Below are 18,577 nucleotides of genomic sequence, written 5' to 3' on the forward strand. Positions count from 1 at the left end.
CCGATGAATCCTAATTATCTCGATTTTGAACAGCCCATTGCCGAGCTTCAGGCAAAAATTGAAGAGCTGCGTTTAGTCGGCTCCAGTAGCCAAGTGAACCTCTCCGATGAAATTACTCGTCTGGAAGAAAAAAGTCGCAAGCTGACGGAATCGATCTTCAAGGATTTAACTCCCTGGCAGGTTTCTCAGTTATCGCGGCACCCTCAGCGGCCCTATACGCTGGATTATCTTGAATACATCTTCACCGATTTTGATGAGCTGCACGGTGACCGTCTCTTTGCCGATGATGCTGCTCTGGTCGGCGGGGTTGCGCGGTTGAACGGTGCGCCGGTGATGGTGATTGGCCATCAAAAAGGCCGTGACGTGAAAGAGAAGGTGCGCCGCAACTTCGGCATGCCGCGTCCGGAAGGTTATCGCAAAGCGTGCCGGCTGATGGAGATGGCCGAGCGTTTCAAAATGCCGATTCTGACCTTTATCGATACGCCCGGTGCTTATCCCGGCATTGATGCCGAAGAGCGCGGTCAGTCAGAAGCTATCGCCTACAATTTGGCCGTTATGTCACGGCTGAAAACACCGATTATTTCTACCGTGGTGGGTGAGGGCGGCTCCGGCGGCGCGCTGGCTATTGGCGTCTGCGACGAGCTGCAAATGCTGCAGTACTCCACTTACTCGGTGATCTCGCCGGAAGGCTGCGCCTCGATTCTCTGGAAGAGCGCGACCAAAGCCTCTGACGCCGCTCAGGCGATGGGCATCACCGCCGAGCGTCTAAAAGAGCTAGGGTTTGTCGATTCATTGATTAAAGAGCCGTTAGGCGGCTCGCATCGCCATCCTCTAACGACCGCTGAGCGCGTTAAAGAGGCGCTGTCTGCCAGCTTAGAGCGCTTACAGTCGATGGACACCGAGGCACTGCTGGAACGCCGCTATAAGCGCTTAATGAGCTATGGCGCCCCAGCCGCTTAGCACACTGCAAAGCCTGCTTAACGACGCCCTGGCGGAAACCCCGCCGGGGCGCTCTATTTGGGTGGCGCTCTCCGGAGGCATAGACTCATGCTTGCTGGTGACGCTCGCCGCCAAGGTAGGCAAGCAGGCTAATCGCTGCGTTCGCGCTATTCATATCAATCACGACCTTCAGGCCGCTGCCCAGACCTTTGAGGCGCATTCGCGGACGCTGTGTGAACGTCTAAATGTGCCGCTAACGGTGGTCAATGTCACGGTGGCTGTGCAGGGGCAGGGTGTCGAAGGCGCTGCACGCAACGCTCGCTACGCCGCGTTTTACGCCACGCTAGCCGCTGGCGATGCGCTATGGCTTGCCCAGCACCAGGATGATCAGGCAGAAACGTTTCTACTCGCTGCGCTGCGCGGCAGCGGGTTGCGTGGTCTTGCAGGCATGCCTTGTCGACGCGAATCTCAGGGCATTACGCTAGTGCGGCCCTGGCTGAGCGTACGTCGAGCCGAGTTGGAGGCAGCGGCACGTTCGCTAGCACTAACGTGGTGCGAAGATCCTACCAATAGCGATATCAGCTTTGATCGTAATCGCCTGCGCCATCGCGTGCTGCCGGAGCTCCATGAGCGCTGGCCAGGAGCCGCGCGCGCGTTAGCGAATAGCGCGGCGCATGCCTATGAGGCGGATGCCGTGCTGGGCGAATACGTGGCAGCCGAGCTGGCGGGCCTTATGACCAATGATGGTCAGGTAGATGCCGGTGCGCTTAATCGATGCTCACGCCCGCGTCAGCGGCTGCTGGTGCGGGCGCTGTGCCAACAGCAAGGCTTGCCAACGCCGCCGCAAAAACGCTTAGAAAGTCTCTTGGAACAGCTGATGGCTAAGGCGGATGCAGAGGTCTGCATTGAGTGGCCGGGAGTTCAGGCACGCTTATGGCGTCAGCGGCTCTACGTGATGGCAAGGCTTGAGCCCCTGCCGGCGTGGGACGTTTTCTGGGACGGTCAAGCGCCGCTGGAAACGCCACTGGGGCGGTTAGGCTGGCAGCTTGACTGCTCGCAACGGCTGAGGGTTGCCTGGCGGCAGGGAGGCGAGGTTATCCAACTTCGCACGCGTGGTCGGCGTGATCTAAAACGGTTACTGCAAGAGGCATCTGTGCCGCCCTGGGAGCGAGAGCGGCTAGTGGTGGTGATGCAGGCAAAGGCCTGCATTGGCGTGATCTCTCCTCCGGACAGGCTGCTCTGGCAAGCTGAAGGGTTTGAGTTTACCCCTCAGCCTTCATCTGCTTAACCACAAGATTAAAGCCCGCGGCTTGCATAAACGCCTGCTCCTGTTCGAGGTCGGTGCTCAGCAGGGTGGGCTCATCGCTCTCCGGCAGAGTAATCGTTAGGCTGCCGCTATCGACGTTTAATAGCGGCAGCGCTGGCGCCGCTTCAGGCCGAGAATGATTAAATAAAACCGCCAACCGCAGCAGCTGAGCAAGCTTTTGAGCGCTCGCCTGCTGTGCTGCTGGCAGCGCCTGCCACTCTTTAAGCGGGAATTTGCGTCGATGGGCGCGCACTAAAAAGGCCAGCTGGCGCTGTTCCGGGCGTGAAAAACCGGCCAGGTCAGAGTGTTCCAACAGGTAGGCCCCGTGGCGGTGAAATTGGCTATGGGCAATCGCAAGGCCAATTTCATGCACGTGGCTTGCCCACTGTAAGTAGCGCGCCTGGGCGGGGCCCAGCGACCAGGCATGGCGTACTTGATTAAATAAACGCTCGGCGGTGTCGGCGACATTGGCCCCTTGGCGAGTATCAACATCGTAGGTCCGCTTCAGTGATTCCAGGCTTTTTGAGCGTGAATCTTCCGCACTATTGCGTCCCGCCATATCGTAGAGCACGCCTTCGCGCAGGGCGCCGTCGGCAAAACGCATTTGCGTGAGATCGAAGGCTTCAAAAATCGCGCCTAGAATGGCAACCCCCGCAGGAAAGACTTTGGCGCGATCGGGCTTTAGGCCATCTAGTTCGACTTTATCAAGCTGCTTGCATTTCAGCAGGCGCTCGCGCAGTTTCTTTAATCCACTGCGCGTAATAACCCCTTCGTGAGGCGTATCGCCGTAAGCATGCAGCACGCTAGCGGCGGCTTTAATCGTACCGCTTGAGCCGACAGGATCGTCCCAGCCTAAACGCTGATAGGGGCGCTGGATATTGGCGAGCTCTGAAAGGGCGGAGATTTCAGCGCGGCGCATGCGTTTTTCGTTTAACTCGCCGTCGGGGAAAAAGCGTCGTGAAAAGGTCACGCAGCCCATGCGCAGGCTTTCCAGCGCTTTGGGTTCAAAGGCTTCGCCAATGATGAACTCGGTGGAGCCGCCGCCGATATCGACAATTAAGCGGCGGCCGTTCTCGGCCAGCGCGTGAGCAGCGCCTAGGTAAATGAGGCGGGCCTCTTCGCGGCCGGCAATAATCTCGATAGCGTGACCTAGCTGAGCTTCAGCGCGCTCAATGAACGCTTGGCTGTTACGCGCGTCGCGCAGCGCGTTAGTGCCGACGATGCGTAAGTTGCCATGGGTAATGTCGTTTAAAAACGGCGCGAAGCGGCCCAGGCAGTCCAGCGCACGCTGTATGGCTGCTTCATTGAGCACTCCGTCATCATCTAACCCCGCCGCAAGCTGAACTTTTTCACCCAGGCGGGCAACCACCTGAAGCCGCTCATGCTGATAATTGGCCACCAGTAGATGGAAGCTGTTGGAGCCCAGGTCTATCGCGGCAAAGCGCTGCGGCGCAACGTTTTCTATCTCCGCAGTGGCGGTCGTGGGTGTCGAAATGTCCTTGGGCATGCGCTATCCTTCTTATTGGCTATGCCAAGGTTGCGGTGAGCTTTATCCATTGTCAATTACCAAAGACTTGCGTTTGTCGCGATGCTTGACTACCATCGAGCTACTGGCTTGATATGACCTAGTTTGTTAGTGTGTCCACAAGCGCGGCGTTATGGTAATAAATCGTTTTACATTCGTCGTTCAAGTACGGCATCTTGGTCGCCCCATACGTTACTCATCGCTTATCTCATTAGCGTCAGCCAGATTTCCAAGTCGTCAGATAGCCCACTGGTTTCGCCACTCTCCGGTGCAAGCCAGATTAAATAACTGTTAGCACCCTCGAGTTGAGCCTTAATCACACTAATCAATAGTGTTATTAACTGAGCCCAATCCAGTTCCTTTCGTTTTCGAGCGCGTGCCTTTTCCGGGGTCTGAACGCATCACACGGCGTAACTGAAACGCCTCCTGTCTTATTCCCGGCGCCTAGCGCCCAGCTTCCATGAGCAATTTTCTAACACACCGATGAATCTTACTGAACTCAAGCAAAAAACCGTTCCCGAGCTCCTCGATATCGCCCGTGAAATGGGTATTGATAACTTGGCCCGTTCGCGCAAGCAGGACATCATTTTCGCCATCCTGAAAAAACACGCCAAAAGTGGCGAGGATATTTATGGCGACGGTGTGCTGGAAATTCTTCAGGATGGCTTTGGCTTCCTGCGTAGCGCTGACAGCTCCTATCTGGCCGGTCCAGATGATATTTACATTTCGCCTTCACAGATCCGTCGTTTCAATCTGCGCAAGGGCGATTCCATTTCAGGCAAAATCCGTCCGCCGAAGGAGGGTGAGCGCTATTTCGCCCTGCTCAAGGTCAGTCAAATCAATTTTGACCGCCCGGAAAATGCCAAGCACAAGATACTGTTTGAGAACTTAACGCCCCTGTTCCCAGACGAACGTATGCGTATGGAGATCGGTAACGGCTCCACGGAAGACCTTACCGCGCGGATCATTGATCTAACCGCGCCGATTGGTAAAGGCCAACGTGGCTTGCTGGTATCGCCGCCTAAAGCGGGTAAAACGCTGATGTTGCAAAACATCGCGACCTCCATCACGCGTAACAATCCAGAATGTCATCTGATCGTACTGTTGATCGATGAGCGTCCTGAAGAAGTGACCGAAATGTCGCGCACCGTGCGTGGCGAAGTGGTTGCATCGACCTTTGATGAGCCGCCAGCGCGTCACGTGCAAGTCGCCGAAATGGTTATCGAGAAAGCCAAGCGTTTGGTTGAGCACAAGAAAGACGTGGTCATCCTGCTCGACTCGATTACCCGCTTAGCGCGCGCTTACAACACCGTGGTGCCTAGCTCCGGCAAAGTACTCACCGGTGGTGTCGATGCGCACGCGCTTGAGAAGCCAAAACGCTTCTTCGGTGCGGCGCGTAACATCGAAGAGGGCGGCAGCCTGACGATTATCGCCACGGCGCTGGTCGATACCGGCTCTAAGATGGACGAAGTCATCTTCGAAGAGTTCAAGGGTACCGGCAACATGGAAGCCCACCTGGACCGCAAGCTGGCCGAACGTCGCGTATTCCCCGCGATCAATATCCGTCGCAGTGGCACTCGTCGTGAAGACTTGCTGGCCTCTGAGGATGAAATGCAGCGCATGTGGATTCTGCGTAAGCTGCTCAATCCGATGGAAGACACCGCCGCGACCGAGTTCTTGATTGACCGTCTGAAAGATACCAAGACCAATCTTGAGTTCTTTGAAGCGATGAAGCGCCGCTAGCGTGTTATTCATATCAGCGCTGCTAGCGTTGAGTGGGACAAACGCCGCCGCGCAGTAGCCAGCCAGGGAGCGTGCCTTGAAGTACAAAGACCTGCGTGAGTTCATTGCGGCGTTAGAAGCCCGTGGTGAACTCAAACGTATCCATGTCGAAGTCGATCCTTATCTGGAAATCACTGAAATTTGCGACCGCACGCTGCGTGCCGGTGGCCCGGCGCTGTTGTTTGAAAACGTCAAAGGCCATGACATGCCGCTACTGGGCAATCTCTTTGGTACCCCCAAACGGGTAGCGCTGGGAATGGGGCAGGACTCGGTAGAAGCGCTGCGAGAAGTCGGCAAGCTGCTGGCGTTTCTCAAAGAGCCTGACCCGCCTAAAGGCTTAAAAGATGCCTGGGACAAGCTGCCGATTTTCAAGCAAGTGCTCAGCATGGGGCCTAAAAACGTCAAGCGAGCGCCGGTGCAAGAAGTGGTTTACGAGGATGACGACGTCGACCTTGGCCTGCTGCCGATCCAGCACTGCTGGCCTGGCGATGCAGGGCCGCTGGTCACCTGGCCGTTGGTGATTACCAAAGGGCCGCATAAAAAGCGCCAAAATCTCGGTATTTATCGTCAGCAGAAAATCGCTAAAAACCGCCTGATTATGCGCTGGCTCTCCCATCGCGGCGGCGCTTTGGATTTCCTTGAGTTTCAAAAAGAACACCCAGGTGAGCCGTTTCCGGTGGCAGTGGCGTTAGGTGCTGACCCGGCGACGATTCTTGCGGCCGTTACGCCCGTGCCAGACTCGCTTTCGGAGTATGCCTTTGCAGGGCTGCTACGTGGCTCGCGTACTGAGCTAGTCAAGTGCGGCCACGCGGATCTTGATGTGCCGGCATCGAGCGAAATCATCCTCGAAGGCTTCATCTATCCTGACGACATGGCAGCGGAAGGCCCCTTTGGTGACCACACCGGTTACTACAATGAGGTCGATCACTTTCCTGTCTTTACCGTCACCCGTATGACCATGCGCCGTGACGCGATTTACCATTCTACCTACACCGGGCGTCCGCCTGACGAACCGGCGATCCTCGGGTTAGCGTTGAACGAAGTATTTGTGCCGATTCTGTGTAAACAATTCCCAGAAATTGTCGACTTTTATCTGCCGCCAGAAGGCTGTTCGTACCGCATGGCGGTGGTCACGATGAAGAAGCAATACCCTGGTCACGCCAAGCGCGTAATGATGGGGGTCTGGAGCTTTCTGCGACAGTTCATGTACACCAAGTTTGTGATTGTGCTGGATGACGACGTTGATGCCCGCAACTGGGAAGACGTCATTTGGGCCATCACCACACGGATGGATCCCGCGCGCGACACCGTGCTCGTGGAGAATACGCCGATTGATTATCTCGATTTCGCCTCGCCGGTCTCAGGCCTTGGGTCGAAAATGGGGTTAGACGCCACCAATAAATGGCCGGGTGAAACAGACCGGGAGTGGGGCACCCCCATTGTGATGGACGAAGCCGTTAAAGCGCGTGTGGATGATCGCTGGGAAGCGCTTGGGATCGGCCTTGATTTGCCGCCCTCTCGCCACGGCGGTTAAACGTGCGGCGTTATAGTTGACCGAAATAGTTGAGCGAAATAGTTGAGCGAATTTGCAAAAAGAGGCTTTCATGAGTGCAAGGACGTTGACTTGCCAAGTTACCGAAGTTGAGAACTTGAACCCCGATGTGTTTGGCGTGACGCTCGAAGGGCGCGCCGAAGCCATGCAGCATGCACCGGGCCAGTATTTAGAGCTTAAGTTAGACGATACCACCTGGGTGCCGTTTTCGATTGCCAGCTTCGATCGCGGAGTTGGCATTATTGAACTACATATTCAGCATTGGCCGGAGCGAAGCAATTCCGTGCGTCTGCGAGAGCTGTTGAAGGTCGCAAATCAACTAACACTGCGGCTGCCGGGCGGTGAATGTGTACTGGATCGCCAAAGCCAGCGGCCGCTAATGCTCATCGCCGCGGGCACCGGCTTTTCGCAGATGAAAGCCATGGTTGAGGCGGTGCTGCACGAGCAGCCCGACCGGCAAGTGTCGCTATGGTGGGCCGCACGCGAGCACCGGGATCTTTATCTAGAGCAGCTGGCCAGCCACTGGGCGCAAACGTACTCCAACGTGTCATTCCATGCGGTCACCGAGCTTCCGTTAGAAGAGCCGCTAGCGGTGGGAGAGCGGATTACCCATCAGCAGGGGCGTATTGATGACGCCCTGAAGGCTGCCGATATTGCCCCGCACGCTCATGATGTTTATTTATCAGGGTCGCCAGGCATGGTGTATGCCTGTCTGGACGTGCTTGAAAGTAAAGGCATGCCATTAGAGCGCGTATTTTCAGACGTGTTCGCCTATGCGCCACGGGCTAGCTAATATCCCAGGCATGACCTGTCTTAGGCGCGCTTAAGCTCTGTTATCAGCCCTGTTTGACTTGAAGGGCACCGCTGAGCGGCAGGCTTTTAGCAGATGAGTATTGCCATTTGAAACGCTTGCAGGCAGGATAAAGTCATTACGCCACTGCGAAAGCCCTTTGGGCTATCCCTCGGGCCTTACCATTACCAGCGGAAAATAAGCATGCTACAACGCGCCACGTCATTCACAGCTAAGCCCCAGCCGATAACGGCTGATGGCGTGCGTGCGTGCGTGGAAAGCCTACCGCCAGTGCGTAGCACTGAACTGGTTAACAGCACTGCAGCTTATTGGTATTGGTTTAGCCACGGTGTGCCCTTGGCCGACGCCTAACGTCGCGCTACCAGGCACACCACTCGGTTGCCTGCCGCAAGCACAGAAGCCCCGGTCGGTAACCCCGCCGGGGCTTTTGGCGTTTTTGGACGTATCTAAGTTCTTGTACGTATCGAGAGCGATCGTCATCATTATTTCATTAAGGAGCGGCACCATGATTTATCGCGCACTGACTAACGCTTTTGCTATCGGCTTTGTGGGCTATTGCTATGGCTGGCGATTTAGCGGCGCGCGGTCGGTGCAAGCTACCACCTCCGATCGTGTTCGCCTGGGTGGTCACTTAGTCAAACGATGTACGATTACGGAGAGTTAATCATGAATGCGCCCATCAGTTCTGCTGTCAATTGCCCTGTAATAGCTAACCCTAGTATCGATACAACCTTCAGCGCGTCGTCTGAAAGGCTGCCCACCCCCGATGCGCTTCGTCAGCGTATCCCGCTGAATGACTCGCTACGTGAGCAGATTTCTCGCCAGCGTCACGCCGTTCAGCAAATTTTAAGCGGTCAGGATGATCGCCTGCTGGTCGTTGTCGGCCCCTGCTCGGTGCATGACCCTAAGGCGACGTTAGAGTATGCCGATCGCTTATCCGTGCTCAGCGAGCAGGTGAGCGAACGTATTTTGCCGGTGATGCGCGTCTATATTGAAAAGCCGCGCACCACTGTGGGTTGGAAGGGGCTAGCCTACGATCCTGATTTGGATGGCAGCGGTAATATGGGGCGTGGCTTAGCGCTCTCCCGTGAGCTGATGCATGCGGTTGCCGCACGCGGGCTGCCGGTGGCTACCGAGCTTTTGCAGCCAATGCTGGCACCCTATTTGGACGATTTACTGAGCTGGGTAGCGATTGGCGCACGCACCACGGAGTCACAGCTGCACCGTGAGCTCGCCAGTGATTTAGCCGCCGCGGTGGGGTTTAAAAATGCCACCAGCGGCGATGTACAGGTGGCGATTGATGCCATGGAGGCGGCGGCTCATCCACACCAGCGCTTCGCGGTTGATTCTCAGGGGCACCCTATTGTCCAGCAAGCGGCGGGAAATCCGCATACTCACGTCGTATTACGCGGCGGCCACGGTGAGCCCAATTACCAGGCGCATCACGTGCGTGCGGCCATTGCCGCGCTGCGTAACGCTGGGCAAAATCCACGGCTGATGGTGGATTGCAGCCACGCTAACGCGCGTAAAGACCATCGTCGCCAGAGCGAAGTCATGCTGGATGTGCTGGCTCAGCGCCAAGCGGGTGAGGCAAATCTCGTCGCGCTTATGTTAGAAAGCCACCTGTTCGAAGGCAAGCAGCCGTTAAAGCCCGGCGCAATGCGCTATGGCGTGTCGGTCACCGATGCTTGCATGGGCTGGGAAACTACCGAACATCTGCTAAAAACCGCCGCCGAGCGTTTAGCTTAGCGCAAGTGCTTGTTTGCCCTGGTCAGCCCCGTATCATAAGGGCGTTTCTAAAGATAACGAGGCTGGCTATGGTATTTAATCTAGAACATCACGACCCAGAGGCCTACCGCCGCAAAGCCCGTATGATCAGCTTTGCCATGGCGGGGCAGCTGATTATTTTTGGCCTATTATTTTCAATGCTGCTGACCTCTACCTTTGGCAGCAGCCTGTGGCTCTACGCCTTAGGCGTCGTGCTTGGGCTGCTGGCAACCAGCGCACTGTTTGCCGTGCTGCGTGAGCGCCCGTGGATGACCGAGGTGCGCTATGCCTGGCAGCTTAAGCATCACCTGTCACAAGTCAGCGGCTATCTTGCTCCGCTGCGGCGTGCGGCTGAAGAGCACAATCGCACGGCGCTGGATCTACTGACTTTCTATCATCAGGGCATGGCGCAGTTAGCCGAGCTCAATGGACGCGCCGCCAATAGTGACCCAGAGCGTCTCGCTGAAAAAAGACAGCTGAAAATAAAGCGCGAAGAGCAAGGGTTGCCACCACGGATAGAGAGTGTCGATACTCAAGACCTGCAAGCGTTCAAGCGCGGGTAGGCACACCTCAAGCCATAGAATCCGTCATATAGGGAACCCAGTACAATGAATCCAGGACTATGAACATGCTAACAACACGCCTATGGGCGACGGTCGTAACAGGGCTGATGGTCGCCTTAACGGGCTGTGCAGCAACGCCTTCGGCCGAAACAGCCGTTGCTAACCAGGCAACGTTGGAAAATCGGGCACCTTTTTTACCGTCGGCGCTTTTTCCCGGCTCTGCGCAGCAGTTTGAAGCCTGGCACTGCATGCCCGCTCAGCAGCACCTCGTCACTGCAACTAATGACAGCGATCTGCGTCTTTGGTCGCTGCACGGCGCTTGGCGATTGCCACAGGCGATTGTAGCCAGCGGCGCTCGCTATCAGGATGGTGAAATCAGCTTCTGGAATCGCGGTGATCAGGCGCGCGTAGAAACGCCGCGTGGTCAGCTACAATGCGCCCTCGCTGAGCAGCGCGATGCCTTAACCCGCGCTGAACGCCCCGGCGTCATGTTCTTTGGCCAAGGCAATGAGCCAGGATGGTCGATCGCGCTAGCCCACGATACGCCGACACTAACGGTCGAACTCAATTATGGTGAGGATAAAATCCAACTGCCCTACATGGTCAGCGTGATGGATAACGAGGCCGGCCGGGTGGTGATTGAAAATGGCGATGTCGAGCCTTTCTTCCGCGTGCGCATTGAGGCGGGGGCCTGCTTCGACGACATGAGCGGCAAGCCTTTTCCCGCCCGAGTCACGCTGACCTATGGCGGCGAGCAGTACAGCGGCTGCGGCCAGGGTATCGCTCCCTAAGCCCTGCCCAATGCCCAGGCATTAACTTAACAACGATCAGCCGCGGGCTCCGCTCGCCATGCATCCGCCACAAATTCGCTGGCGCATAAAGCGGAAGGGTTGCCAGTGGCGCGAGCGGCGAGGCGTAGCAGGGTTTGCATCGCCAGCTCACGCGTATTTTCTAGCTCCTCGGTTACCGCCAAGGGTGTCCAGCGCCCATCCTCTAAGGTTGCGAGTGTAAAGCTGAACGGGTGAAAGCCTGGAAAGCCGAGCCTGACGTCGGTGGCGATCAGCGTCTCTTTACCGTCCAGCAGGCGTGTCTCGTAGCGTAAGAACGGGCCAGCAAACCATGCTAAACGCTGGCCCTGTTGGCTAGCGAGGGCGGCCTGTTCTAACTCAGCGTTTCGACGTAGCGGCTCAAGATGTGGTGAATGCTGGCCATCAAACAGACTGACCAAACTTTCATAGTAGCGATCGCCGTCCACCAGCGTTACGCGCCACAGTGCGATACTGAACGGCGCTGGTTGGATAAGTAAGGGCGCATTCTCCAGACCTTGTGCCGCTAGCGCCGGCGCTAAACGGTGCTCCACCGCGGTTTTGGCGCCTATCGCCATGATGAGATAAACGCTAGAAATGGCTAATCCCCAGGTGCAGGCTTTGCGTATCTGCTTTGAAGCCAAGCCGATGCCGAGGGCAATCAGCAGGGGCAGCGTGTAGAACGGATCGATAATAAACACGATGGGCAGCGCGGCCGGGGGCAGGTCGAGAGGCCACAACAGCTGGGTGCCGTAAGTGGTCAGCGAATCTAGCAATGGGTGAGTGGTCAGGCCCATGGTAAAAAGCCACCACCAACGTTGAAAGGAGATATCGCGAGCAGGGGCAAAGCGTGTGCACAGCAGTGCCATTAGCGTGGCTAAGCCGGTAAGCACAAACAGCGAATGGCTAAAGCCGCGATGCTCGGTGACATTGGCCACGGCATCGCCATAATCCAACACTACGTCAAGATCCGGCAAGGTGCCGAGCACTGCGCCAATGAGCAATGCCTTGCCGCCTAGGCGGCGTCCCAGCACAGCACCGCCAATAGCGGCACCCAGCGCGGCTTGGGTGACTGAATCCACAGGTTTCTCCGTCGGGTAAACCCAGTTAAGATAAACGTTATGGTGTCATTGTACAGCGTTGCAATGCTTTGGTCTTATTGTCACGCTTTTGTAAAGCATGGCTAAGATGAATTATTCACAGGAGTCGTTATGCAATATCTTCATACCATGGCACGGGTTAGTGATTTAGATGCGTCGTTACACTTTTACTGCGACCTGCTGGGTCTTAAGGAAGTGCGTCGCAAAGAAAATGAGAAAGGCCGTTTCACGCTGATTTTTTTGGCCGCACCAGCGGACGAGCAGCGCTCAGAGCGGCTGACGGCGCCTGAGCTGGAGCTGACCTACAACTGGGACCCTGAAGAGTATTCAGGCGGGCGCAACTTCGGCCATTTAGCCTATCGTGTCGATGACATTTACGCGCTTTGCAAGTATCTGCAGGATAACGGCGTCACTATCAATCGTCCGCCTCGCGACGGCTATATGGCGTTTGTTAAATCGCCAGATGGTATCTCGGTAGAGCTGCTGCAGAAAGGCGATGCGTTAGCACCGCAAGAGCCCTGGGCTTCTATGGAAAATAGCGGTAGCTGGTAATCCATTGCGGGTAATCAAGCTGCTGATCGTCGTTAAGCCTAATCGCTAAAGAGGTAAAGGATCATCATGACCATGAAAGGTTGGCGTTTACTGCCGCTGCTTGCTTCAGCCGCGCTGTTGTTAAGTGCCTGTAGCAGCACCCCAGGACCGAGCTCAGCAACGGGAGGCCAAATGAGCGGCTCCTCGCTCTCAGGCCCTATCGTTGAGCAGCGCTGGAATCTATTGCTGGTCGGCACCGACGAGCGCCTCTCCATGTCGGAAACGCCCTATTTCCAGATTGCAAAGGACGGCAAGGTCAGCGGTTATGATGGCTGCAATCGCTTTACCGGCGAAGTGACGCTCGGCGATAGCCAGCGCATAGCGTTTAGCGAATTAGCGACGACCCGCATGGCATGCCCACAAATGGCCGATGCAAAGCGGGTAACGGATATGATGGAAACCGCCTACCGTTACTTAATTGATCATGATCGGCTGGTCTTTTTTGGCCCGGATAGCCGAGTACTCGGCGGCTGGCGCGAAGGCAAGTAGGCTGTTCTGAGCACTACTTATGCTTTTCTGAGGACTACCTAGGCGGATTGAAGCGTGCGATAAAGCGCGCATCAATCCGCTTTTTCCATTTCCAAACCCATCGGCCTGAGATGCCAACGCCACCATGGCTGGCAATGGCCCGGCCATCGCCGGTGCCAATCAGTGCCAGTACGCGCTTCGGCGCCTGCCAGTCCGTCAGCGGCTCGTCGTGGCAAGCGCGGCGTAGGTTCTCCGCTAGATGGGGCCCCATGCGCACCGCGTAAACGCCGGCGTTAGGCACTGCTGGCGTTAGCGCGGCACAGTCGCCGGCGGCAAAGATCCCCGGCTGATCGCTGGCTTCTAGCGTGTTGTTTACCCGGATAAAGTAATATTTGTCCAGCGGTAATGCCGTGTCTGCCAGCCAGCGATGGCCGACGGCGCCGGTCGCCCAGAGCACGATATCAGCGCCAATCAGCACGTTGCAGTGCGTTAAAACGCCGCCGTCAACCAGCGCGGCTCCTCTTACTTGCGTATGCACGCTAATGCCTGCGCGTGAAAGCGCCCGCTGGGTTAGGCCGCGTGGCAGGCGCCCTGCGCCGGGCAACAGTCGGTTGGAGGCGCTGAGCAGATGCCCCTGCCAGTCAATATCCGCACGCTGGTGGCGTAGCTGCGCCATCACGCTCATCAGCGTTTCGCAGCCTGCCGCGCCGCCTCCAATGCCAACAACGCGTTGAACGCCGCCGCTGGGCAGGTGCTGAATATGCGTCTGCAGGGCTTGCCAGCGTTCATGTAGCGAGCTTAACGGGCGCATCGCCATCAGCTTGGGCAGCCGTTCGCCATGCTGCTGGGGTGGAACCAGGGTGGAGCCGATATTGAACGAGGCAATGTCAAAATCAATCCGATCGCCATTAGCCAACGTGACGTAGCGCGATAGCGTGTCGATGTGACGAGCGCAAGACAGTAGCAGCCGTGCATTGGCGCGTTGACACAGTGCCGCCACGTCGATCTGAGTCTCACGCAGCGTACATTCACCGGCCAGCCATGCCGGCACGCTGCCCGAATAAGCCGTTAAAGCACTGTCGCTGACAACGGTAATGGCAATGTTTGGATCTGGCCGCTTTGCAAACGCTTCCAGCACAAAGGCATGGGCATGGCCTGCACCGATCAGCAGCAGCTGCTTCATTTTGCGTCACCGCGCCGCCAGCTGAAGTAGCGTTTCAATAGCGCCAGCACCCGCTCGGGTTTATGCGCATTTTTCCATACGCCTGCCGTGGCCTTGGCAGCCTCACCTAACGTGGGATAGGGGTGAATAGTGCCCAACAGCTTGTTAAGCCCCAGGCCATGCTTCATGGCGAGGGTAAATTCACCCAGCCACTCGCCGGCATTTTCAGCCACAATCGTCGCGCCGAGAATTTTATCTTTGCCGGGCGCGGTAAGCACCTTGATAAAGCCTTGAATGGCGCCTTCCGCAATGGCGCGGTCGCTCTCGCTCATCGCGTAGCGTGTAACTTCAAATGCAATGCCCTTTGCTTCAGCTTCTTTCTCATTCAGCCCCACTCTGGCCACCTCTGGCTGAACGTAGGTGACGGCGGGCATAACGCGATAGTCCACCGCAAAGCTTTTGAATTCACCAAACAGTGCGTTGACCGCTGCGTGCCAGGCTTGATGTGACGCCGCGTGGGTGAGCTGGTAAGGCCCGGCTAAATCACCGCAGGCCCAGATATTAGGAAGCCGCGTTTGCAGCCGCTCGTTAAGCTCCAGCGTGCCTGCTTGAGTGGTAGTGATACCCAGCGCTTCCAGCCCCAAGCCCTCAACGTTGGCTTGGCGTCCTGCGCTCACTAATAGATAGTCAAAGGCGAGCAGCGTGCGTTCGCCTTGATGCTCAACGACTAGCTGGTAGCCCGCGGCATCATTAATCACTTCGTATGCCTGGGTATGGGACATCACCGTGACGCCTTCGCCAGCCAAGGTGTTTTCAATCAGTTCGCCAACGTCATGGTCTTCACGCCCCAGCAGCTGAGCAGCTTCTTCTATCAGCGTGACGTGGCTGCCCAGGCGGGCAAAGCTCTGGCTTAGCTCGCAGCCAATGGCACCGCCCCCCAGCACCACTAAGCGCTTGGGCAGCTCCGTTAGCGACCACAGGTTTTCTGAGGTTAAAACGGGGGCGCCCTCAATGCCCGGCAGGGCTGGAATGCGTGGCCGTGCTCCGGTGGCCAGCACGATATGGCGAGCCGTCAGGGTTTTATCGCCGACCTTTATTTCCCATGGCGAGGTGAGCGTGGCGTGATCTTGGTATACCTCCACGCCTAAGTCGCTGTAGCGTTCTACGCTGTCGTGAGGCTCGATATCGCGAATCGCCTGATGAACGTGCCCCATCACCTTGGAAAAGTCGATCTCGGGCTCGCTGGCGCTGACGCCAAAGCGTGACGCGGTGCGGATCTCATGGGCCGCACGGGCGGCGCGTATCAGCGCTTTAGACGGTACGCAGCCGGTGTTCAGGCAGTCGCCACCCATTTTGTTTTTTTCCACTAGCGCTACTTTGGCGTTCACGGCGCTGGCGATGTAGCTGGTGACCAGCCCCGCTGAGCCTGCGCCAATCACCACAATGTCATAATCAAAACGCTGGGGGCGGGTGAAGCCCTGGTAGGCCTTGCGTTGCTGCACTACTAGTACGATGCGCCGGGCAATCCAGGGGAAAATCGCCAGCAGCGCAAACGAGGCTAACAGCGTCGGGGAAACGATGCCGCCCAGGCTCTCAAGCTCACCCAGCTGGCCGCCGGCATTGACGAAAACCGCCGTGCCCGGCAGCATCGCGAGCTGACTCACCCAGTAAAACGTCACGGTTTTAATCCGCGTTAAGCCCATCACCAGGTTGATCATGAAAAATGGAAACACCGGCACAAGGCGTAGCATAAAGAGATAAAAAGCCCCTTCGCGCTCAACGCCGCGGTTCACCGCTTCAAACTGGCGCGGAAAGCGCTTTTCAATCGGCTGGCGAAATAGAAACCGTGACAGTAAAAACGCTAACGTCGCGCCCAGCGTGCTGGCAAACGAGATAATCAGCAGCCCCCAGCCCAGACCAAACAGCGCACCGCCGAGCAGCGTGAGCAGCGTGGCGCCGGGTAGCGAAAGGGCGGTCATCACCACGTAAACGGCAAAAAAGAGTCCCGCTACCTGCCACGGATTTTGATTAAACGCCGCTTGAAAGTCGCTTTGGTACGCCTTGAGGGTTTCCAGCGTGAACCACTGGTGGGCACCGCTCAGAAAAAACACGCCAATGGCAATGACCAGTAGCGCTGCAAGAATCAAACGTTGTCGGGTCACGATAAGCTCCAGCGGCAGGGGATAAACATGCGGTGTTTAACTGTTTTTATACAGTGAGGGAGACTCACTTAGTGAGAAAAGAATCCGTTTTCTTATCTGGAAAGCGCTTTCCAGCGCTGCCAATCTTCGGGGCGATCTACATCCCAGATGGTTGCCGGATAAGCGGCCTGCAGCCCCAGTGCTTCAATACGCTGCTGAGTGGTTGTCAGCACGCTTTGGGTTCCCCAGGGAATGTCGCTAAATAGCGCAGGGTAGTCTTGCTGAGTGCCGACAAAACCGTAGCCGCCGTCTTCCGCGGGTAAAATGACCACGTCGTAGCGGGCGAGCTGCTGTGCGCAGGTGGTAATCAGCGCACTGGTAATACTGGGGCAGTCACTGCCCATTAGCATGGCGGGCCCCGGCGTGCTGTTGAGCGCATAGCGAACCCGAGTGCCTAGATCGCCGTTCGGCTGAGGGCATAACGCCAAGCCGTATTGATTTTGCAACTCAATAAATAGCGGGTGGGAGTGCTCAAGCGCCGTCCACAGCGTGATCTGCTCAGCGGGCAGTGCCCCGCAGGCGTTGGCGACGCAGTGGCGCACCAGTTCAGCATGCGCATTGGCCGCTCCGCTTTCTCCCAGCAGGGGTGCCAGGCGCGTTTTTGCCTGCCCGGCCAGCGGCGCTTTGGCCAGCAGGTGCAAATGAGGCAGCGGTTCGCGCTGAAGAGGCATCTTAGCGGGCATCGCGATATTCCTTGGCAAGTTGAATGGCGCTAACGCCGCGCCAGTAGCGATAGCGCAGCCGCCACATCAGGCAGATGGTTTTCCACGCGCCGTGCTGATCCCAGCGCCTGCCTGAGCTTATCACTTTTGCCGTTAGGCAGGCGGGGCGCGAGATGCGTCTGAGCCGCTTAGACAGCTCAATATCCTCCATTAACGGCTGTTCGGGAAAGCCGCCGATGGCTTTAAACGCACTGGCGCGCACGAAAAATCCCTGGTCGCCGGTCGCGATGCCGGTGAGCCGCGAGCGTTTATTCATCATCCAGCTCACGACGGGTAGCCAGCCACTGCGGCCGTTAAGTTGAATATCAAAGCGGCCCCAGGTGTGGGTCGTCAGCGCCTGGGCTACCTGCTCAATGGCGCCCTCGGGCAAGCGGGTATCGGCGTGCAAAAACAGTAAGGCAGGCGCGCTCGCCTGCTGCGCTCCCAGGTTCATTTGCATCGCTCGGCCGGTCGGGCTGTTGAATATACGGTCAGCCAGCGGCCTGGCGATATGAATGCTGTCATCGCTGCTCCCGCCATCAACCACAATGATCTCGATGTGCTGGGCAGCGTCCGGCGTGCGCAGTGGCGCCAGCGCGGCATGAATGCTGGCAGCTTCGTTCAGCACCGGCATTATGATGCTGAGCCGAGGCGGCTGTTTAGCCAAGCTCAATGACCGGCCCTCCCGCGGCGTCGGCATCCGCGTGGTCGTGGGTGACCAGCAGTGCCGGCAGGCCAGCCTCGCGCAGCTGGCTAAATACCAGCGAGCGCGTCTCCTGGCGTAGTGCCGTATCCAATTTTGAAAACGGCTCGTCCAGCAGCACCGCCTGGGGCGATGAAAGCAGCAGGCGCATTAATGCCACACGGGCTTTTTGACCACCGGAAAGCGTGGCCGGGTCACGATCTTCAAAGCCCTCAAGCCCCACGCGCGCAAGAGATTGGGATACTTGCTGGCGCTTCTCTTGCGCGCGTTTAGGTAGCCCGAAGCGCAGGTTGCCAGCCACGCTAAGATGCGGAAACAGCAGCGGATCCTGAAACAAAAGCCCGATGCCTCGCTGCTCCGCGGGCAGCTTAATCAGGCTGCGCTCGCCCAGCCAAACGTCACCGCGAGCGGTGAACTCACGTTCTAAAAAGCCCGCTATATAGGCGAGCAGGGTAGATTTTCCTGAACCGGAAGGCCCCATCACAGTGAGCACCTCGCCGGGGGCAATGGTGGCATCAACGGCGAGCAGCTCGCGGCCTGCAAGGGCGATGCTGATCTGCTCAAGACGTAGCGGTGCGCTCAAATATGCTGTCACGATGA

The 18,577-nt window shown here is 57.3% G+C and carries 18 protein-coding genes; 11 read left to right on the top strand and 7 right to left on the bottom strand.

All coding sequences use genetic code 11. The features are described from left to right. The first annotated feature begins 3 nt into the window (after positions 1-3). Positions 4-960, top strand: coding sequence for an acetyl-CoA carboxylase carboxyl transferase subunit alpha (gene accA, locus KUO20_RS02105; protein ID WP_235041264.1), 957 nt, complete (start codon positions 4-6; stop codon positions 958-960). Beyond that, entirely contained in the window at positions 941-2,227 is a 1,287-nt protein-coding gene (tilS, locus tag KUO20_RS02110; protein WP_235041265.1) for a tRNA lysidine(34) synthetase TilS, read from the top strand. Before accA ends, tilS begins: the two co-directional genes overlap by 20 nt. On the opposite strand, the gene ppx is transcribed toward tilS, so the two are convergent. After that, on the bottom strand, positions 2,202-3,752 hold the full coding sequence (gene ppx, locus KUO20_RS02115) for an exopolyphosphatase (protein ID WP_235041266.1): 1,551 nt from the start codon (positions 3,750-3,752) through the stop codon (positions 2,202-2,204). The genes tilS and ppx overlap by 26 nt on opposite strands. Before the next feature lie 501 nt (positions 3,753-4,253). Here ppx and rho point away from each other — a divergent pair. The 7 genes from rho (at position 4,254) to KUO20_RS02150 (ending at position 11,036) form a co-directional block, all read left to right on the top strand. After that, a complete protein-coding gene (gene rho / locus KUO20_RS02120; RefSeq protein ID WP_235041267.1) occupies positions 4,254-5,513 on the top strand; it encodes a transcription termination factor Rho in 1,260 nt (419 codons plus the stop codon). Between the two features lie 76 nt (positions 5,514-5,589). Then, positions 5,590-7,086: a 4-hydroxy-3-polyprenylbenzoate decarboxylase gene (gene ubiD / locus KUO20_RS02125; protein ID WP_235041268.1), complete on the top strand. Its 1,497-nt coding sequence runs from the start codon at positions 5,590-5,592 to the stop codon at positions 7,084-7,086. Positions 7,087-7,156: 70 nt separating this feature from the next. Beyond that, a complete protein-coding gene (locus KUO20_RS02130; protein WP_235041269.1) occupies positions 7,157-7,897 on the top strand; it encodes an FAD-binding oxidoreductase in 741 nt (246 codons plus the stop codon). Positions 7,898-8,420: 523 nt separating this feature from the next. Then, a complete protein-coding gene (locus KUO20_RS02135) occupies positions 8,421-8,579 on the top strand; it encodes a hypothetical protein (RefSeq protein ID WP_235041270.1) in 159 nt (52 codons plus the stop codon). Positions 8,580-8,581: 2 nt separating this feature from the next. After that, entirely contained in the window at positions 8,582-9,664 is a 1,083-nt protein-coding gene (locus KUO20_RS02140) for a 3-deoxy-7-phosphoheptulonate synthase (protein ID WP_235041271.1), read from the top strand. 68 nt (positions 9,665-9,732) lie between these two features. Then, a complete protein-coding gene (locus KUO20_RS02145) occupies positions 9,733-10,245 on the top strand; it encodes a DUF3087 family protein (protein ID WP_235041272.1) in 513 nt (170 codons plus the stop codon). A gap of 59 nt (positions 10,246-10,304) precedes the next feature. After that, positions 10,305-11,036, top strand: coding sequence for an MliC family protein (locus KUO20_RS02150; RefSeq protein ID WP_422823098.1), 732 nt, complete (start codon positions 10,305-10,307; stop codon positions 11,034-11,036). A 26-nt stretch (positions 11,037-11,062) separates the two neighbouring features. Here the strand turns inward: KUO20_RS02150 and KUO20_RS02155 are convergent, their stop codons facing one another. Further along, entirely contained in the window at positions 11,063-12,133 is a 1,071-nt protein-coding gene (locus tag KUO20_RS02155; RefSeq protein WP_235041274.1) for a metal-dependent hydrolase, read from the bottom strand. 129 nt (positions 12,134-12,262) lie between these two features. Between KUO20_RS02155 and KUO20_RS02160 the strand changes: the two genes are divergently transcribed. Both KUO20_RS02160 and KUO20_RS02165 read left to right on the top strand, forming a co-directional pair. Further along, on the top strand, positions 12,263-12,703 hold the full coding sequence (locus KUO20_RS02160) for a VOC family protein (RefSeq protein ID WP_235041275.1): 441 nt from the start codon (positions 12,263-12,265) through the stop codon (positions 12,701-12,703). 66 nt (positions 12,704-12,769) lie between these two features. After that, positions 12,770-13,231 (top strand): META domain-containing protein, encoded by a 462-nt coding sequence (locus KUO20_RS02165; protein WP_235041276.1) that lies wholly within the window; start codon positions 12,770-12,772, stop codon positions 13,229-13,231. A gap of 34 nt (positions 13,232-13,265) precedes the next feature. On the opposite strand, the gene KUO20_RS02170 is transcribed toward KUO20_RS02165, so the two are convergent. The 5 genes from KUO20_RS02170 to KUO20_RS02190 all read right to left on the bottom strand — a co-directional run bounded on the left by KUO20_RS02170 (position 13,266) and on the right by KUO20_RS02190 (position 18,572). Further along, positions 13,266-14,393 (bottom strand): FAD-dependent oxidoreductase, encoded by a 1,128-nt coding sequence (locus KUO20_RS02170; RefSeq protein WP_235041277.1) that lies wholly within the window; start codon positions 14,391-14,393, stop codon positions 13,266-13,268. Then, positions 14,390-16,534 (bottom strand): FAD-dependent oxidoreductase, encoded by a 2,145-nt coding sequence (locus KUO20_RS02175; RefSeq protein ID WP_235041278.1) that lies wholly within the window; start codon positions 16,532-16,534, stop codon positions 14,390-14,392. Before KUO20_RS02175 ends, KUO20_RS02170 begins: the two co-directional genes overlap by 4 nt. Positions 16,535-16,626: 92 nt before the next feature. Continuing rightward, positions 16,627-17,256: a TIGR04282 family arsenosugar biosynthesis glycosyltransferase gene (locus KUO20_RS02180; RefSeq protein ID WP_235041279.1), complete on the bottom strand. Its 630-nt coding sequence runs from the start codon at positions 17,254-17,256 to the stop codon at positions 16,627-16,629. After that, a complete protein-coding gene (locus KUO20_RS02185) occupies positions 17,246-17,908 on the bottom strand; it encodes a TIGR04283 family arsenosugar biosynthesis glycosyltransferase (RefSeq protein WP_422823134.1) in 663 nt (220 codons plus the stop codon). The genes KUO20_RS02180 and KUO20_RS02185 overlap by 11 nt, the downstream gene beginning before the upstream one ends. Before the next feature lie 25 nt (positions 17,909-17,933). Next, positions 17,934-18,572 (bottom strand): ATP-binding cassette domain-containing protein, encoded by a 639-nt coding sequence (locus KUO20_RS02190; protein WP_235041281.1) that lies wholly within the window; start codon positions 18,570-18,572, stop codon positions 17,934-17,936. Positions 18,573-18,577 lie beyond the last annotated feature (5 nt).

Source organism: Vreelandella profundi (assembly GCF_019722725.1).
GTDB classification, from domain to species: Bacteria; Pseudomonadota; Gammaproteobacteria; order Pseudomonadales; family Halomonadaceae; genus Vreelandella; species Vreelandella profundi.

Excerpts from the sequence above, each read along its gene's own strand:
- KUO20_RS02185 (WP_422823134.1), bottom strand. The coding sequence starts at position 17,908 with ATGCCGGTGCTGAACGAAGCTGCCAGCATTCATGCCGCGCTGGCGCCA.
- KUO20_RS02150 (WP_422823098.1), top strand. The coding sequence starts at position 10,305 with ATGAACATGCTAACAACACGCCTATGGGCGACGGTCGTAACAGGGCTG.
- rho (WP_235041267.1), top strand. The coding sequence starts at position 4,254 with ATGAATCTTACTGAACTCAAGCAAAAAACCGTTCCCGAGCTCCTCGAT.
- accA (WP_235041264.1), top strand. The coding sequence starts at position 4 with ATGAATCCTAATTATCTCGATTTTGAACAGCCCATTGCCGAGCTTCAG.
- KUO20_RS02135 (WP_235041270.1), top strand. The coding sequence starts at position 8,421 with ATGATTTATCGCGCACTGACTAACGCTTTTGCTATCGGCTTTGTGGGC.
- KUO20_RS02170 (WP_235041277.1), bottom strand. The coding sequence starts at position 14,393 with ATGAAGCAGCTGCTGCTGATCGGTGCAGGCCATGCCCATGCCTTTGTG.
- KUO20_RS02160 (WP_235041275.1), top strand. The coding sequence starts at position 12,263 with ATGCAATATCTTCATACCATGGCACGGGTTAGTGATTTAGATGCGTCG.
- ppx (WP_235041266.1), bottom strand. The coding sequence starts at position 3,752 with ATGCCCAAGGACATTTCGACACCCACGACCGCCACTGCGGAGATAGAA.
- KUO20_RS02130 (WP_235041269.1), top strand. The coding sequence starts at position 7,157 with ATGAGTGCAAGGACGTTGACTTGCCAAGTTACCGAAGTTGAGAACTTG.
- KUO20_RS02165 (WP_235041276.1), top strand. The coding sequence starts at position 12,770 with ATGACCATGAAAGGTTGGCGTTTACTGCCGCTGCTTGCTTCAGCCGCG.
- KUO20_RS02145 (WP_235041272.1), top strand. The coding sequence starts at position 9,733 with ATGGTATTTAATCTAGAACATCACGACCCAGAGGCCTACCGCCGCAAA.
- KUO20_RS02140 (WP_235041271.1), top strand. The coding sequence starts at position 8,582 with ATGAATGCGCCCATCAGTTCTGCTGTCAATTGCCCTGTAATAGCTAAC.
- KUO20_RS02180 (WP_235041279.1), bottom strand. The coding sequence starts at position 17,256 with ATGCCCGCTAAGATGCCTCTTCAGCGCGAACCGCTGCCTCATTTGCAC.
- tilS (WP_235041265.1), top strand. The coding sequence starts at position 941 with ATGGCGCCCCAGCCGCTTAGCACACTGCAAAGCCTGCTTAACGACGCC.